A 16,133-nucleotide genomic window follows, 5' to 3' on the forward strand; every position below is an offset into this window, starting at 1 on the left:
CCAAATCGATGTCGTCTCCAAAGCTTTCCTCGGCCTCACCGTTTCGTGCGCACGCTGTCACCATCATAAGTTCGATGCCATCAGCCAAAAAGATTACCACGCGTTTTACAGCATCATGACCAGCACGCGGCCGGCGACGATTAATGTCGATTCCCCCGCACGGCAGCAATTAAACGTTCCGGCAATGAAAAAAATGAAAACCGAGATTCGCGCCGCGCTGGCCGAGCAATGGTTGGCAGAGGCGGATCGGTTCGCCGGGCGTTTACTGAAGCCCGATGGCCCGATGAAAGACGCCCTCAGCAAGGCCGGAGGGAACGCTAACCCGCTCCACGCCTGGCACCGCTTGCAGGCAACGGAGGGCGAAGAGTTTCGGGCCCAGTGGACGCAACTGGAGGTGGACATGAAAGCTAGCTTCGAACGTTGGCAAGCGCAGCGCGCGCGACCGTATGCGCAGCATTGGGATTTCCACCGCGGCGCGGCAATGGCGTGGGTGCAGGCGGGCAACGGGATGGGGCACGACCAACCCGCCGGTAGTCTTGCGGGACAGTTTCGCGTGCTGCCCAAGGGCGACCGCCTAATCGGCGACATTTTGCCCACGGGTATTTACACGCATCTATTGTCGGATAAACACACTGGCTGGCTCGGCTCGCCGCGGTTTCGCATCGGGCCGAACGAAACGCTGTGGGTGCGCGTGCGCGGCAGCGGCGGCGTGATGGCGCGGTACGTCGTCCAAAACTACACGCGCAACGGCACGGTGTATCCTGCCACGCGGCTCAATGACGGCAAGTGGCGTTGGCAAAAATGGAGCCTGAAATATTGGGAAGGCGACGACGCGCATCTTGAAATTTCCACCGCCGGCGAACAAGCCGTGCTCACCGCGGGCAACGCCAATTCGTGGTTCGGTGTCACCGGTGCGCTCGTGCAAAAGCCCGGCCAACCCGCGCCGGGCGATGAATCTGTGGAGACCATTTTGCCACTTTTCACCGGTAATGCGCCGGCTGATCGCGAGGCGTTGGCCGCCAAATATGCCGCCACGCTGCGCGATTGTATCGAGTCGTTTCGCCGCGACAAGATGAGTGATTTTAAGGCGAATTTTCTCAATCATTTTGTGCACGCCAATTTGCTTTCCAACACCGCCGCTGCCGCGCCCGCCGCCGCTCAGCTCGCGGCCGCCTATCGCAAGCTCGAGGCCGCCGTGCCCGTGCCGCAGCGCGCGCCGGGCGTGGTGGAGGGCGACGCGCGGGATATGCCGCTCTTTGTGCGCGGCAGCCACAAGCAACCGGGCGAGGTTGTGCCGCGGAGATTCCTTGAGGCGTTTGACGCAAAGCCGTTTGACACCAAACAATCCGGCCGGCGCGAATTGGCCGAGGCGATGTTGCGGGCGGACAATCCGCTCGTCGCGCGCGTGATTGTGAATCGCGTGTGGCATCATCTTTTTGGGCGTGGACTCGTGGGCACACCAGATAATTTTGGCAAGCTCGGTGAACTGCCGACGCATCCGGAGTTGCTCGACTACCTCGCCACGCGCTTTGTGCGGGAAGGTTGGTCGCTGAAAAAACTCATCCGCGAACTCACCCTCACGCGAACTTTCCAGATTAGCGCCGTCAGCACCGCCGCCACGCGTGACGCTGATCCCGATAACCGTTTGCTCGCGCGCGCGCACTTGCGGCGGCTTGAAGCCGAGGCCATCCGCGATGCCATGCTGCAAGCCAGCGGCGCGCTCGACCGCAATCCGCTCGGTGGATCGGACACGTTTAATACCAATCGCCGCGGTGTTTACGTGAGCGTCATTCGCAACAACCTCGACCCATTTCTCACCGTGTTCGACATGCCCGTGCCCGCCACTGCCAAGGGCCGTCGCGATGAAACCAATGTGCCCGCGCAATCGCTCACGCTGATGAATGACCCCTTCGTTATCAGTCTCGCCGCCCGCCTCGCCCAGCGCGTGACCGGTGAAGAAAAATTTAAAACTGCCGAGGCGCAGATTCGTCGCTTGTTTCAACTGACCCTCAATCGCAAACCGTCCACGCAAGAAATCGCAAACGCAAAAGCTTTTCTTCAAAACGCCGGCGGTCGTCAGCTGGTGGCGAGGAAAAAAATGAACGCCGTGCGCGAACGCCTCAATACCGCCAGCGCAAAGGTTGCCGCCATCCGCGAACCGGTGCGCAAACGGCTCCTCGCCGAACGCAAGCGTGAGCATGAGAACCCAAACCCCGTCGGCCCCAAGCCCTTTGCCGCATGGGATTTTGGCAAAGGCACGGACGACCAAATTGGCAAATTGAACTTGAGCCTGCACAGTGGCGCTAAAGTGGAGAAAGGCGCGCTTGTCCTCGATGGTCGCGCCGCCTTCGCCCGCAGCGCGCCGCTCACTCAACCGCTCCGCGCCAAAACGCTTGAGGCGTGGGTGCAGTTGAACAACCTCAGCCAACGCGGCGGCGGCGTGATGACCGTGCAAACGCGCAACGGCGTGCTCTTCGACGCCATCGTCATTGGTGAGCAACAATCCGGGCATTGGATGGCCGGCAGCAATAATTTCAAACGCACGCAGTCGTTCAATGGCCCTGCCGAAAAAGAATCTCAACCCGTTCAGGTGGCTATCGTTTACGAAACTGACGGGACCATCCTCGGCTATCGCAACGGCAAACCTTATGGCCGACCGTACAAAACGAGTGTACAACCCTTCGCCGCTGGTAACGCGGAAATCCTGTTCGGTCTGCGCCACGGCACCGCTGCGGGCAGCGGCCGGATGTTGTCCGGCAAAGTGCTGAAAGCGCGCCTATATGACCGCGCGCTGAATCCCGCCGAAGTGCTCGCCTCCGCCGGTGGCAATCCGAATTATATTTCAGAAAAAGAAATACTCGCCGAGATGAGCGCTGCGCAACGGAAGCAGCTTGAAGGATTGAAAATCTCACTGCAAAAGCTAAACACCGAAATGAGGGTGCTGGAAAAAACCGGGGCCGATGCGCCCGACCCGTGGCGTGATTTGGCGCAGGCGATGTTCAACCTTAAAGAATTTATTTACGTGCAATGAATCAAAAATCAATATCACTGACCCGTCGCCAAATGCTCGCGCAGTGTTCCACAGGGTTTGGGCTGATGGCGTTGCAGGGATTGATGGGGGGGGCGGCGTTTGGCGCAAAGCGGAAGCCGCACTTCACGCCGCGGGCGAAGCATGTGATTCTTTGTTATATGTCGGGCGGGGCTTCGCAGGTGGATACGTTTGACCCGAAACCGAAGCTCAAGGAACTGCACGGCAAGCCGATGCCGGTGAAAATTTTGCGGACACAATTTAATAATAACGGCAACGTGATGGCTTCGCCGTTTGCGTTTAAAAAATATGGTCAGAGCGGTTTGCCGGTGAGCAGTTTGTTTCCGCACGTGGCGGAGAGCGCGGATGAGTTGGCAGTGATTCGGTCGCTGACGAGCAAGGTGAACGAGCATGCGCAGGGGAATTATGCCTTTCACACCGGCGTGCCGTTCATGGGGCATCCTTCGGCGGGCGCGTGGATGACTTACGGGCTGGGTACGGAGAATCAAAACCTGCCGGGCTTCGTGGTGTTGCAAGCGGGCGGGGCGACGGTGCCGCACGGCGGGGTGGGGTTGTTCAGCAATGGCTATTTGCCGGCAGAAAATCAGGGTAGTATTATCGTGGGCGACAAGGCGCCGGCGGTGCGCAACATCCAACCGCGCGAGGCGGACGCAGCGCAGCGGTCGCGACTGGAGTTTGTGAAGGGGCAGGACACGGATTTTATTAAAAAGATTGGCGGCAATAATGACGTGGAAGCAGCGGTGCGAAATTATGAAACCGCTTATCGCATGCAGACAGCAGTGCCGGAGTTGTGCGACTTGCGCGGCGAGACGGCGGCCACCAAAAAAATGTACGGCATGGATTCGCCCAACGGCGTCACGGCGGCGTACGGGCACCAAGCTCTGCTCGCGCGACGGCTGGTGGAACGCGGTGTGCGGTTTGTGGAGCTGAGTTGTCTGCCCGAAAAAATGGGCGGCGGCCAAGCCCCCAATCCGTGGGACCAACACGGCAACCTCAAAGGCGGGCACGAAAACATGGCGCGCCAAGTCGATCAACCCATCGGCGGGTTGCTCAAGGACCTCAAGGGGCGCGGGTTGCTGAAGGACACGCTTGTCATTTGGGCCGGCGAATTCGGCCGCACGCCCTTCTCGCAAGGCAGCAACGGGCGCGATCACAATCCATACGGCTACAGCGTATGGCTCGCCGGCGGCGGCGCGAAAGGTGGAACGGTGTACGGCGCCACCGACGAGCTCGGCTACCACGCCACCGAAAACAAATGCGACGTCTACGACCTCTGGGCCACAGTGCTGCACTTGTTGGGCGTGGATCACGAGGAACTCACCTACCGCCACGGCGGCCGTGATTTACGGTTGACCGATGTGCACGGGAAAGTGATTCGGGACGTGATCAACTGATGAGCGGAATTGAGCGTGAATGGATGAATCAATCGTTGCTTTTTTCGGTCAAAAATCAAACTCGGACAAAAGCTAATGAGTATTACTAGGAGAACATTTTTGAAGGCGGGCGGGGCGACGATGGCACTGCCGGTTTTGCACTCGGCGCCGGGGGCGATGGCGGCGGCGAAGAAGCCGGGCAAGCCAGACAAAAAGTTGGTGATAATGTACATCCCCAACGGCATCGTGCGGCGGTGTTTTTTCCCAGAGGAGGAGGAAGGGGTGTTGCCGAATTTTGTGGGCGGTTTTAACGCGGACAAAACGAAGGACCGGCGCAAACAGAACAAACCGGGGATTTATCCGCTGGAGCTGACGGAGACGATGCAGCCGTTGAAGGGATACACGAAAGACGTGACGCTGATTACCGGCCTGGACCGCACTTTTAAAAACGGGCAGGACGTGCACGCGCAGGGAGCCTCGTGCTATCTCACAAGCCTCTCGCCGGTGCAGGCGGCCGCGCAGGGGATTCGGCATCCGAACGGGCGCAGCCTCGACCAAGTAATCGGTGACAAGGTGGGCCACAAGACGGCGCTCAACACGCTGGAAATTAGTTGCAACGGATTCACCGCCGGCAAGGAGTCGATAGAATTTGACAACATTTCGTGGTATGGGCCGGATAAAATTGCGCCGTCCATCCGCGATCCGCGCAAGCTCTACGATCGGTTGTTTGGGAAAAATGATTTGCGTGCGCACGTGAACGATGTGACCGGCCTGGTGCTTGCGGATGCCAAGTCGCTTTCCAAAAAATTGGCCAGCGAGGATCGTGCGGCGTTGGATGAATTCATGACGATGGTCCGCAACATCGAGGTGCGTATGGCCAAGCTCGAGAAATTGTTGGCGGGTGCCGATGTGCGCGTGCCAAAAAATGAAGTGCTGCCGCGCGGCAAATACATCCAGTTGCAGGCGGATCTAATGTTGCTGGCGTTCCAGATGGGCATCACGAATATCGCCACGTTCATGATCGGCCCCGAGCGTTGGGAGGCCACGCTGCGGTACGAGGGCGTGTTTGATAATCCGGTGAATCATCACACGATGACGCACAATCAAAAGGGCAAAGGCTACCTGTCGGTGGCGAAGATCGACCGCTTCCACATGCAGCAATACGCCTACGTGCTCAAGCGGATGACGGAAATCAAAGAGTCCGACGGCAGCACGATGCTGGACAATTCGCTGGTCACTTACGGCGCGGCGCTGGGTGATGGTTCGACGCATCAGTATTATGATTTGCCGATGATCGTCGCCGGCCGCGGGCAGGGCCAAGTGAAGCAGGGCCGGTTCATCCAAGCCAAGAGTGGCACGCTTAATTCAAACCTGTGGCTGACGCTGGCGAAATTGATGGGTGTGGAAATGGATTCATTTGCCGACAGCACGGGTGTTATTTCTGATTTGTGGACTTGATCGCAAATGTTTGTTCGACGATTCATTTTTCAAAGTTGCCTTCTTCTTGCGTTATTGGGCATCGCTTCGGCTCAGGCGGCGGAAGAGTTTGAGCAGTTTCTTAAACCGCTCTTTGCCAAGAGTTGCGTGAAATGTCACGGCGGCGAAAAGGTGAAGGGCAAAATTAATCTCAAGCAAATCACCACCGCCCAGCAGTTCCTCGCCAAGCCGGAGCTGATCCAGGAACTCATCGAGGTCATCGACGCCGCCGACATGCCGCCCGAGGACGAGCCGCAACTCACCCAAGCGCAGCGCACAAAAATGCTGGCCACCCTGAAGGCTCAACTGCGCGCGGCGACCGTTGGCATCAAGGCGAGGCCCGTCCGCATCCGGCGCCTCAACCGTTTCCAATACAACAACGCCGTGCGCGATTTGTTCCAGCTCAACCGCGACGTGTTCGCGCTGCCGGAAAAACTGATGACGCGCGAATCGATTTACCTCAACGCGCCCAAGATGCCCGACCGCGTCAACGTCCGCTCGCTGGCACTGAACCCTGCGCCCGGCATGCGCGCGGTGCGGGCGTTCCCGAAAGATTTGCGCGCCGCCCACGGGTTCGATAATCAGGCCAACCAACTCACCCTCTCGCCGCTGCTGCTCGATGCCTTCCTGAGCTTGAGCGTGTCCGTTGTCGAGAGCCCTGATTTCAACGAGCAAACTGTCGGCATTTGGAAAACATTTTTCCAGCCGCCCGCTGAGGGCGCTGACCTTCCCGCCGAAACACGTAAACGAATCGCGGTCTTTTTAGCGCTCGCCTTCCGCGGCCCCGTCGAGTCGACCACTATCGACCGCTACACCGCCTACGCGCTCGGCAAAATAAAGCAGGAAATCCCGTTCACCGCCGCCATGAAAAAAGTCGCCTCCGCCGCGTTGTCCTCGCCGCTTTTTCTCTATCGCTATCAACTTGCTGACGCGAAGAATTCGCAGCACGCCCTTGCCTCCAACCTCTCATTTTTCCTTTGGGTCAGCGGGCCGGATGCCGAGCTGCTGCGTCTGGCCGAGGCGGGCAAACTGTCCGAGCCCGCCGTGTTGGAGAAAACCATCGACCGCATGTTGGCCGACCCAAAAATTGAGCGCTTTCTGGACACCTTCCCCGCGCAATGGATGCAGCTCGAAAATGTATTGGCCGCCACTCCCGACCCCAGGAAACACCGGTTGTTCGCGCTGGACAAAAACAACCCGGCCAGTCTGCAAATGTTGATGGAGCCGCTGCTATTATTTGACGCGGTATTCGTCGAGGATCGACCCATCGCGGACCTCATCACACCTAAGTTTGGTTACCAAAGTGATTTTCTGAAAACATGGTACACCACCGACTTGGAACCGCCGACGGTGGATGTCCGCGAGATTGTGGAGATGAACCGGCGCAACGCGGAACGACGGAACGGCCTGGAGAAACTCATCAAAAACACCAAGACCGATCTGGAAGCGATGCTCAAGCCCGTGCGGGCCAAGTTGCTGGCAGAACGCAAAAAAAATACCGGCGGGAAAAAACCAGTGGACTTGAAGCCCTACGCCGCCTGGGAATTTAATGGCGACCTGAAAAGCTCAGTCAATTCACTCGAGCTCAAGGCGCACGGAAAAATTCAATTCAAGGACGGCATGGTCGTGCTCAATCGCGCCTATCTGTTGAGCAATCATTTGCCAATTGATTTACGCGCGAAGAGCCTCGAGATTTGGTGTAAGGTGGGCAATGTGAACCAACGCGGCGGCGGCGTGATGGGCATCCAAGGTCCGGGCGATTTCTTCGATACCATTGTGCTCGGCGAACGCAAGCCGCGCCATTGGATTTCCGGCAGCAACGGATTCAGCCGCACGCTCGACTTTCCCAACTCAACCCCGGAGAACGCGGCCAACGAATTGCTGCACCTCGTCATGGTTTATCAGCCCGACGGCACCACTCGGATGTATCGAAACGGCAAACCCTACGGCCAACCCTTCCGACGCAGCTCGGCGACGTTTCCCAAGAATCGCAGTTCGGTTATTTTCGGCCTGCGCCATCTGCCGCCGGGCGGAAACAAATACCTCAACGTAAGCATCGACAAAGCCCGCCTGTATAACCGCGTACTCACCGCCGCCGAGGTCGCCGCTTCCAGCACTGGCACCCATCTTTACATCTCCGAGGCTGATGCGTTGCAGGCCATGCTGCCCGCACAGAAAAAGAAACACATGGCTCTGAACGATACGCTCAAACAGGCGGAGGCTGAATTGAAGAACATTCCCCAGCCTCGGGACACCGGAAAAATTCAGCAGGCCGCCCGCCAGAAATTTGACAACGAAATACGCAATAAGCTGCGCGGCAAAACCTTCGAACGTCTGCCGGTGGTTAACCCCCGCTACGGCGGAGTCATCACCAGCGCCGCCATGCTCAGCATGACCGCCGGGCCCAAGCGCACCCATCCCATCGGGCGCGGCGCCTGGATCATCGAGGTGATTTTTAATGACCCACCACCGCCGCCACCCAACGACGTGCCGCCGCTCAACGAGGATGCGTTGGACAAAAACCTGACCATCCGCGAAAAGTTTGCGCAGCACCGAGCCAACCCCAACTGCGCCGGCTGCCATTCCCGCCTCGACCCGCTCGGCTTCGCGCTGGAGAATTTCGACATCACCGGCCGCTGGCGTGATAAGTATCCCAACGGCCGCACCGTCGATGCCACCGGAACCTTGCTGCGAAAATACAAATTCAACGACATCGTTGATTTCAAAAAATCGCTAGTTCAAGAAGATCGACGTTTTGCCAAAGCCTTCACCGCACATTTGCTAAGATTCGCGCTTGCCCGCGAACTCACCCCTGTTGACACACTGGCGATCGATCGCATCGTCAACCAAACCGAGAACGAAGGCTTTAAACTCAAATCACTAATTAGGAAAGTGGTTCAAGCCGAGAGTTTCCTCAAATCAAATTAGTCGCCCCGCCGGAGGTGTTTTTCCATTGGCTTTGGAGGGTTGGGGTGTGTACTTTCGGGGCCAATTATGCTGCGTATTTTTATTGCTCTTATTGTGTTCACGCTGGGCGTTTCGGCTCGGGCTCAATCAATCTCGGATTCAGCGACGCCCGTGCGAAACATTTCGGCACCCGAAGGCTTCAAGGTGGAATTGCTGTACTCGGTGCCTAAGCCGCAACAAGGATCTTGGGTGGCAATGTGCAATGACGACAAGGGGCGGATCATTGTGAGCGATCAGTTTGGAGGGTTGTACCGGTTCACACCGCCAGCACCGGGGAAGTCGTTGAAGCAATCGGATATCGAGCCGGTACCGGCAAAGATCCGAGCCGCGAACGGCCTGCTCTGGGCGAATGGGGCTTTGTATGTGGGGGTGAATGATTACGAACGAAAATTTCCCAGCGGGTTGTATCGGGTGACGGATTCGGATGGGGACGACAAGCTGGACAAGGTGGTGTTGCTGCGTGAGATGTTTGCGCGGGGCGATCACGGCATCCACGCCATTTTGCCCGGACCGCAAAACTCGCTGTATCTGATCACCGGCAACAACACCACGCCGCTCCAGACGCAGAAATCGCGCGTGCCGTTGCATTGGGGCGAGGATCATCTACTGCCGCGCATGCCCGATGGGCGCGGGCATAACCGCGATCGGCTGGCGCCGGGAGGCATTATTTACAAGGTGTCGCTGGACGGGAAGCAGTGGGAGATTGTGTCGGCCGGCTTTCGGAACATTTATGATGGCGGCGTAAACAAGGACGGCGAGCTCTTCACGTATGACGCGGACATGGAATACGATTTCAACACGTCATGGTACCGGCCCACGCGCATCAATCACGTGACCAGCGGCAGCATGTGGGGGTGGCGTAATGGCACGGGCAAGCGGCCGGAATTTTATCCGGACACACTGCCGGCCACGATCAACATCGGCCCCGGCTCGCCCACGGGCACGGTGTTCGGCTACGGCGCGAAGTTTCCGGCTAAGTATCAGAACGCCTTTTACATTCTCGACTGGAGCTGGGGCAAGATTCACGCGGTTCACCTCAAGCCAAACGGCTCCAGCTACACGGGCACGAAGGAGACCTTCATCACCGGCAGTCCGTTGCCGGTAACGGATGTGATCATTCATCCCAAAGATGGTGCGATGTATTTCACCATCGGCGGCCGCAAAGTGCAGTCGGGCGTGTATCGCGTGACCTACACGGGCAAGCAATCCACCGCGCCGGCCGTGAAGCGCACGATGCACTATGGCCGCGTCCTCCGGCAGAAGCTTGAGAATTTTCACGGGGTGCAACACAAGGACGCCGTGAACCAGTCGTGGCCGCATCTGGGCGATGACGATCGATTCATCCGCTGGGCGGCGATGACCGCGGTGATGCATCAACCCGTTTCGGAGTGGCAGGAACGCGCTTTGCACGAGAAGGATGCGAACAAGCGCGTGGTGGCGTTGCTCGCCTTGTCCAAGGTGATCGGAGCAGACCCGAAAAACGTTGTGGCCGGAGAAGCCAAGGATGCGCCCAAGATCAGTCCGGCACAGCGCGCGGCTATTTACAAAGCGCTCGGGCAGGTGAAGTGGAGCCAGCTCACGCACGCAAGCAAACTCACCCTCGTGCGCGCCTACCAAATCGCCCTCATCCGATTAGGCCAGCCGAACGACCGAATTGCCACCGGCATTATCAAGCACTTGGACCCGCATTTCCCCGCAGCAAATTTCGAGCAGAACTGGCTCCTCTGCGAAACGCTCGCCTATCTGCAGGCGCCCCACACGGCGGCCAAGGGCATCCAACTGCTGCAGGACGCGGCCACGCAGGAGGAACAGATCGAGTACGCGCGCTCGCTGCGGATGCTGAAAACCGGCTGGACGCTCGAGCTGCGCACGGCCTATTTCAACTGGTTCCTCAAGGCGGCCAGTTACCGCGGCGGCGCGAGCTTCAGCAAATTCATCGAGTTCATCCGACGCGATGCCGAGGCGAGTCTGGACACTAAAAGCCGCGAGCAGCTAAAGGAATTACTGGCGAAAAAGCCCGTTCAGAAATCGCCGTTTGAGATCATGGCGCAGGCGATGATTGGTCGTAATTTCGTGAAAGAATGGAAGCTTGAAGAACTCAGTACGGCCTCCAAGACCAAGCTCAAGGGCCGTGACTTCGAGCGCGGCCGAAAGATGTTCGCCGCGGGCGGCTGCTTTGCCTGCCACCGATTCGCCAATGCAGGCGGCATGACCGGGCCCGATCTCTCCGGCGCCGGCGGCCGTTATTCGGCGCATGATTTGCTCGAGCAAATCATTCATCCGAGCAAGGAAATCAACGAGCAGTTTGTGCCCGTGATTGTGAAAATGAAATCCGGCGACACCCTCACCGGCGTAGTCGTGAACATGAACGGCGACCGCGTGACGGTGAACACGGACATGTTTGATCCCAATCAACGCGTCAACGTGAACCGCCCGGAGGTCGAGAGCATTGAGCCCTCCAAAGTGTCCCCCATGCCTCCGGGCCTGCTCAACCTCATGCGCGAAGATGAGGTCATGGATCTCCTCGCCTACATCCTTAGCGGCGGCGACCGCGACCACACAGTCTTTAAGAAATAATCATGAAAAAACTCCTCACTCTACTCCCGATAATCTGCCTCACCGCCTGTCTCGGCTGCGGCGGCGGTGGGGGCGATGCAACGCCCTCCGATAACAACAACAGCGGCGCCGGCACCCAAGGCAAGCCCACTGAAAGCAAGGGCGTGATCGCCTACTCGCCGCTCACGCTTTCCAACCCGTTTTTCAAGGTGATCGGCGATCACATCAAGGCTGAGGCCGAAAAGAATGGTTACACGGTCCGCATAGTGGATCCGAATATGGACGTGAAAAAACAATCCGATCAGATGGACGATTTCATTTCCAGCGGCGTCACCGCCATCATCCTTGTGCCGTGCGACCGCCTGTCTGTCGGCCCGTCGGTGCAAGCAGCGAACAAGGCCGGTATTCCGGTGTTCACGGTGGATGCCAAGTGTGCGGCGGAGAACGCCAAGATCGAGGGCCACGTGGGCACGGATAATTTTCAGGGCGGCGAACTAGCCGGCAAGGCGATGATCACCGCGCTCGGCGATGCCGGCGGCAAGGTGCTGGTGCTTGACTTCAAAAAGGCCAACTCTTGCGTGTTGCGCGTGGGCGGATTTAAGAAGGTGATTGATGCTCACAACAAGACGGCCACCGGTAAAATCGAGATTGTCTCTGAACTCGACGGCAACGGGGACCGCACCAAAGGCTATCAATCCACGGCCGATGCCCTGCAGGCGCATGAGGATCTCGATGCCATTTTTGCAATCAATGATCCCTCCGCCCTCGGCGCCTACACCGCTGTGAAGGAAGCGAAGCGCGATGACAAGATCAAGATCATCGGCTTCGATGGCCAGCTCGACGGCAAACAGGCGATCAAGGACGGCAAGTTGTACGCCGACCCCATCCAGCATCCGGACAAGATGGGCCGCCAGATCGTGCAGCTGATCATGAAATATCAGGCCGGTGAGAAATTCGAGTCCGAGACGCTCATTCCCGCCACGCTCTACACCAAGACCGAGGCGGACCAAGATCCGGCGCTGAAATAATCCATGGCCGCTGCCGACCACCCGCCGTTGCTCCAGATGCGCGGCATCAGCAAGGCCTTCCCCGGCGTACAGGCGCTTAGCGGAGTGGGCCTCACGCTGCATGCCGGCGAGGTATTGGCGTTGCTCGGCGAAAACGGCGCGGGCAAAAGCACACTGATCAAAATCCTCGGCGGCGCCCATGCGCATGACGAAGGCGAACTGAGCATCGACGGTTCGCCCGCGCGCATTGACTCCCCGCAGGCGTCACAAGCCGCCGGCATCGGCATTATTTACCAAGAGTTCAACCTCGTGCCCGGCCTGACCGCGCGCGAAAATATTTTCCTCGGCCAGGAACCGGCGGGGGTCAGTTTCATTCCGCACCAAAAAGAAGCCGACCGCGCTCGTAAGCTGTTCCAACGCATTGGTGTGGAAATCGATCCCAATGCCATGTGCCGCGATCTCACCGTGGCGCAACAGCAGGTCGTGGAGATCGCTAAGGCGCTCGCGCAGGACGCCCGCATCATCGTGATGGACGAGCCCACCGCCGCCCTCACCCCGCGCGAGGTCGACGGCCTGCTCCAGGTCGTGAGCGAACTCCGCACCCAGGGCATCGGCATCATTTATATCAGCCATCGCCTTGATGAAATCGATACCATCGCCGACCGCGTCACCGTGCTGCGCGACGGCAGCCACGTGGCGACCCGTGACAAGACCGACCTCGCACGCGATGAAATGATCGAGCTGATGGTTGGCCGCAGTCTCGATAAGGAATTTCCCTCGCACGACTGCCAACCCGGCCCCGTGCGGTTGGCGGTGAAAAATCTCTCGCGCGGCAACAAGGTCCGCGACGTGTCCTTCGAGCTGCACGCCGGCGAAATTGTCGGCCTCACCGGCCTTGTTGGCGCGGGCCGCACCGAGACCGCCCGTCTCATTTTCAGCGCTGATCGCAAGGATACGGGCACAGTGGAACTGGACGGCCAACCCATCGATGCCACCTCGCCGCGCGATGCCATACGCGCCGGCATTTGCCTGCTTACCGAGGATCGCAAATCGCAGGGCCTCGTGCTCGGTCAAACCGTACAGGAAAATTTTGGCCTGCCCAACCTGATGCAATTCACCCGAAGTGGCCTCATTGACCGACAAGCGGAGAGCGATGCCTTCGCTAAGTTTGTTAAACAAATCCCGATCAAGGTATCCGATCACGAACAACTCGCGCGCAATCTATCCGGCGGTAACCAGCAAAAGGTCGTGCTCGCCAAGTGGCTTCAACGCAATGCCGACGTGATCATTTTCGACGAACCGACCCGCGGCATCGATGTCGGCGCCAAGTACGAGATTTACCGACTCATCCATCAACTGGCCGACGACGGCAAAGCCATTCTCATGATCAGCTCCGAGCTACCCGAGATCCTCGGCATGAGCGACCGCATCCTCGTGATGAACGAAGGCCGCCTCACCGGCGAGATCACCGAGGTCCCCCGCGCCTCGCAGGAGGACATCATGAAACTTGCCACACAACGCGAACCCCTCGCCGCATGAAGAACCTCGACTACAGCAAACTGCTTGCCGACTACGGTAATGTGCTCGTGCTGCTGGTGTTGTGCGCAGTGGTGAGCTTCGTCACGATGGAGGAGCAATCGCCCCGCAGTGAAGCCGCTGCAGAGCGGTTAGCGGAGACAATCGCCGGCAACAATCCACCGGACGCCACCGTCGCGATCCTCGTCCGCAGCGGCGAAGGCGCAGAGAAATTTTCCGGCAACCTCGAAACGGCCCTCACCAACGCCGGGCTCACCGTCACCACCAACGTGATCGGCAATCCCGCCGCTGCCCGGGCTGCGCTGGAGAGCCAAGCCGCGCCGCTGACCGCCATCGCTGCCGACGAGCACATGATCGTTTTTTGCAACGAGCAGCTACCCAAGCTTGCTGAGGAATCCCCGCACCTCGCCAAGACCGCCGCGTATCAACCCATCAAACACAAATGGCCGAATTTCCTCAAGCGGGACAACCTGCTCAACGTGCTCAAGCAAATTTCCATCGTCGCCATCATCGCCATTGGCATGACAATGGTCATTATCACCGCCGGCATCGATCTATCCGTTGGTAGCCTCATTGCATTCAGCGGTGTCATCACCGCGCTGACCATCCAGCAACTCGGCGGCAGTGATCCCTCCTTAACGCATTTTCTGCTCGGCAGCGCCGCGGGCATCCTGGCCTGCGCCGCCATCGGCTTCGGCACCGGCGGCTTAGTCACGCTGTTTAACATCCCCGCGTTCATCGTCACCCTTGGCGTCATGTTTATTGCGAAAGGCTTGGCGTTCATCTTTTCTGAATCCGCGCCCGTCCCCATCGAAGGCAGCTTCGCTTGGCTGGGGCGCGGCGCTGATTTTCTCGGCTTGCCAAACTCTGTCGTGCTCATGCTGTTACTCTACGCCATCGCGCACGTGGTGATGACGCACACCTCTATCGGCCGTTACATCTACGCCGTAGGCGGCAATCCCGAGGCAGCGCGGCTTTCCGGCGTGCCGGTGAAGTGGGTGCTCGTGTTGGTCTACACCCTATGCGGATTGCTCGCCGGCTTGGGTGGCGTGATGGAAGCCTCGCTGCACACTACCGGCGATCCCAAGAGCGGCACGCTGGTGGAGCTGCAGGTCATCGCCGCTGTAGTCGTCGGCGGTACGAGCTTGGCCGGCGGGCAGGGGAAAATTTTCGGCACGCTCGTCGGCGCGCTCATCATCGGCGTCATTCGCAACGGCATGAACCTCACCGGCGTGGAATCCCACATGCAAAACGTCGTGTACGGCGTGGTCATCCTCATCGCCGTGATGGTGGACCAACTGAAAAACCGCGGCCTGAAAACCGCCGGTTAAACCAAGTCCCCGCGCAACATGGTCACCGCTTGGCCGCGCAGTTTCACGCGATCGCCAGCCAGTTCCATGTCCACCACACCGCCGCGACGTGAAGCTTGGTAGGCGGTCATGTTGGCTTTGCTGAGTTGTTCCGCCCAGTAGGGAGCGAGAGCGCAATGCGCGGAGCCGGTGACGGGATCTTCGTTGATGCCCGCGGCGGGGGCGAAGAAGCGAGAGAGGAAATCATATTGATCATCCGCGCTGCGCGTGGTGACGATGAACCCGCGCACGGGCAGTTCGCTCAGGGCGGCGAAGTCCGGCGATAATTCGTGCAGTTCCTCTTCATCGGTCAATTCCACGAACAGGTCAAACGGCGTGCGCCCGACGTAGCGCGGTACGCTACCGAGCAGATCGGACAAGCCCGGTGGTGGCTCGATGGGTTCAGGCGGCGTGGCGGGGAAATCCATCTCAATCCAATTGCCGGCCCGCGTGGCGGTAAGCACTCCACTGCGGGTGTGAAACCGGGCGGGTTCATTCCCGGGCAACCGCTCCGTTTCCCACAGTACATGGGCGCTGGCGAGCGTGGCATGGCCGCATAAATCCACTTCGGTGACGGGCGTGAACCACCGCAGATCAAACCCGTCCTTCCGCGGCACGAGGAACGCCGTTTCGGACAGGTTCATCTCGGCTGCGACCGACTGCATCCAGCCAGCGTTCCCTGAAGTTTCCAGCAGGCACACTGCCGCGGGATTACCGGTGAACGGCCCGGACGCAAAGGCATCGACGATGTAAAGGGGAACGCTCAAGGACCCAATAATAGAGTGGGAAGACTGGTAAACCAACCGTTAACAGGGATCAT

9 protein-coding genes are annotated in these 16,133 nt (G+C 58.9%); 8 read left to right on the plus strand and 1 reads right to left on the minus strand.

Going from position 1 to position 16,133, the window contains the following annotated elements; genetic code table 11:
* The 8 genes from H8E27_10200 to H8E27_10235 all read left to right on the plus strand — a co-directional run.
* Window positions 1-3,031: DUF1553 domain-containing protein (locus H8E27_10200; GenBank protein MBC8325983.1), on the plus strand; the 3,031-nt coding region annotated here is incomplete at its 5' end.
* On the plus strand, window positions 3,028-4,443 hold the full coding sequence (locus H8E27_10205) for a DUF1501 domain-containing protein (protein ID MBC8325984.1): 1,416 nt from the start codon (window positions 3,028-3,030) through the stop codon (window positions 4,441-4,443). The genes H8E27_10200 and H8E27_10205, both read left to right, overlap by 4 nt.
* 75 nt (window positions 4,444-4,518) lie before the next feature.
* Window positions 4,519-5,880: a DUF1552 domain-containing protein gene (locus H8E27_10210; GenBank protein ID MBC8325985.1), complete on the plus strand. Its 1,362-nt coding sequence runs from the start codon at window positions 4,519-4,521 to the stop codon at window positions 5,878-5,880.
* Between the two features lie 6 nt (window positions 5,881-5,886).
* Window positions 5,887-8,826, plus strand: coding sequence for a DUF1588 domain-containing protein (locus H8E27_10215; protein MBC8325986.1), 2,940 nt, complete (start codon window positions 5,887-5,889; stop codon window positions 8,824-8,826).
* A gap of 66 nt (window positions 8,827-8,892) precedes the next feature.
* Complete coding sequence (locus H8E27_10220) at window positions 8,893-11,442, plus strand: c-type cytochrome (protein ID MBC8325987.1); 2,550 nt, start codon at window positions 8,893-8,895, stop codon at window positions 11,440-11,442.
* Between the two features lie 2 nt (window positions 11,443-11,444).
* Window positions 11,445-12,449 (plus strand): substrate-binding domain-containing protein, encoded by a 1,005-nt coding sequence (locus tag H8E27_10225; protein ID MBC8325988.1) that lies wholly within the window; start codon window positions 11,445-11,447, stop codon window positions 12,447-12,449.
* 36 nt (window positions 12,450-12,485) lie between these two features.
* A complete protein-coding gene (locus H8E27_10230) occupies window positions 12,486-13,967 on the plus strand; it encodes a sugar ABC transporter ATP-binding protein (protein ID MBC8325989.1) in 1,482 nt (493 codons plus the stop codon).
* Entirely contained in the window at window positions 13,964-15,295 is a 1,332-nt protein-coding gene (locus tag H8E27_10235; protein ID MBC8325990.1) for an ABC transporter permease, read from the plus strand. The genes H8E27_10230 and H8E27_10235 overlap by 4 nt, the downstream gene beginning before the upstream one ends.
* Here H8E27_10235 and H8E27_10240 read toward each other — a convergent pair.
* The gene (locus H8E27_10240; GenBank protein MBC8325991.1) at window positions 15,292-16,080 is read right to left on the minus strand and encodes a PhzF family phenazine biosynthesis protein; all 789 of its coding nucleotides are present in this window, start codon (window positions 16,078-16,080) and stop codon (window positions 15,292-15,294) included. The two genes, H8E27_10235 and H8E27_10240, sit on opposite strands and share 4 nt — an antisense overlap.
* Between the last annotated feature and the right edge of the window lie 53 nt (window positions 16,081-16,133).

The sequence above is a fragment of the Limisphaerales bacterium genome, assembly GCA_014382585.1.
Taxonomy (GTDB): Bacteria; Verrucomicrobiota; Verrucomicrobiia; order Limisphaerales; family UBA1100; genus JACNJL01.

Excerpts from the sequence above, each read along its gene's own strand:
- H8E27_10230 (MBC8325989.1), top strand. The coding sequence starts at position 12,486 with ATGCGCGGCATCAGCAAGGCCTTCCCCGGCGTACAGGCGCTTAGCGGA.
- H8E27_10205 (MBC8325984.1), top strand. The coding sequence starts at position 3,028 with ATGAATCAAAAATCAATATCACTGACCCGTCGCCAAATGCTCGCGCAG.
- H8E27_10210 (MBC8325985.1), top strand. The coding sequence starts at position 4,519 with ATGAGTATTACTAGGAGAACATTTTTGAAGGCGGGCGGGGCGACGATG.
- H8E27_10225 (MBC8325988.1), top strand. The coding sequence starts at position 11,445 with ATGAAAAAACTCCTCACTCTACTCCCGATAATCTGCCTCACCGCCTGT.
- H8E27_10235 (MBC8325990.1), top strand. The coding sequence starts at position 13,964 with ATGAAGAACCTCGACTACAGCAAACTGCTTGCCGACTACGGTAATGTG.
- H8E27_10220 (MBC8325987.1), top strand. The coding sequence starts at position 8,893 with ATGCTGCGTATTTTTATTGCTCTTATTGTGTTCACGCTGGGCGTTTCG.
- H8E27_10215 (MBC8325986.1), top strand. The coding sequence starts at position 5,887 with ATGTTTGTTCGACGATTCATTTTTCAAAGTTGCCTTCTTCTTGCGTTA.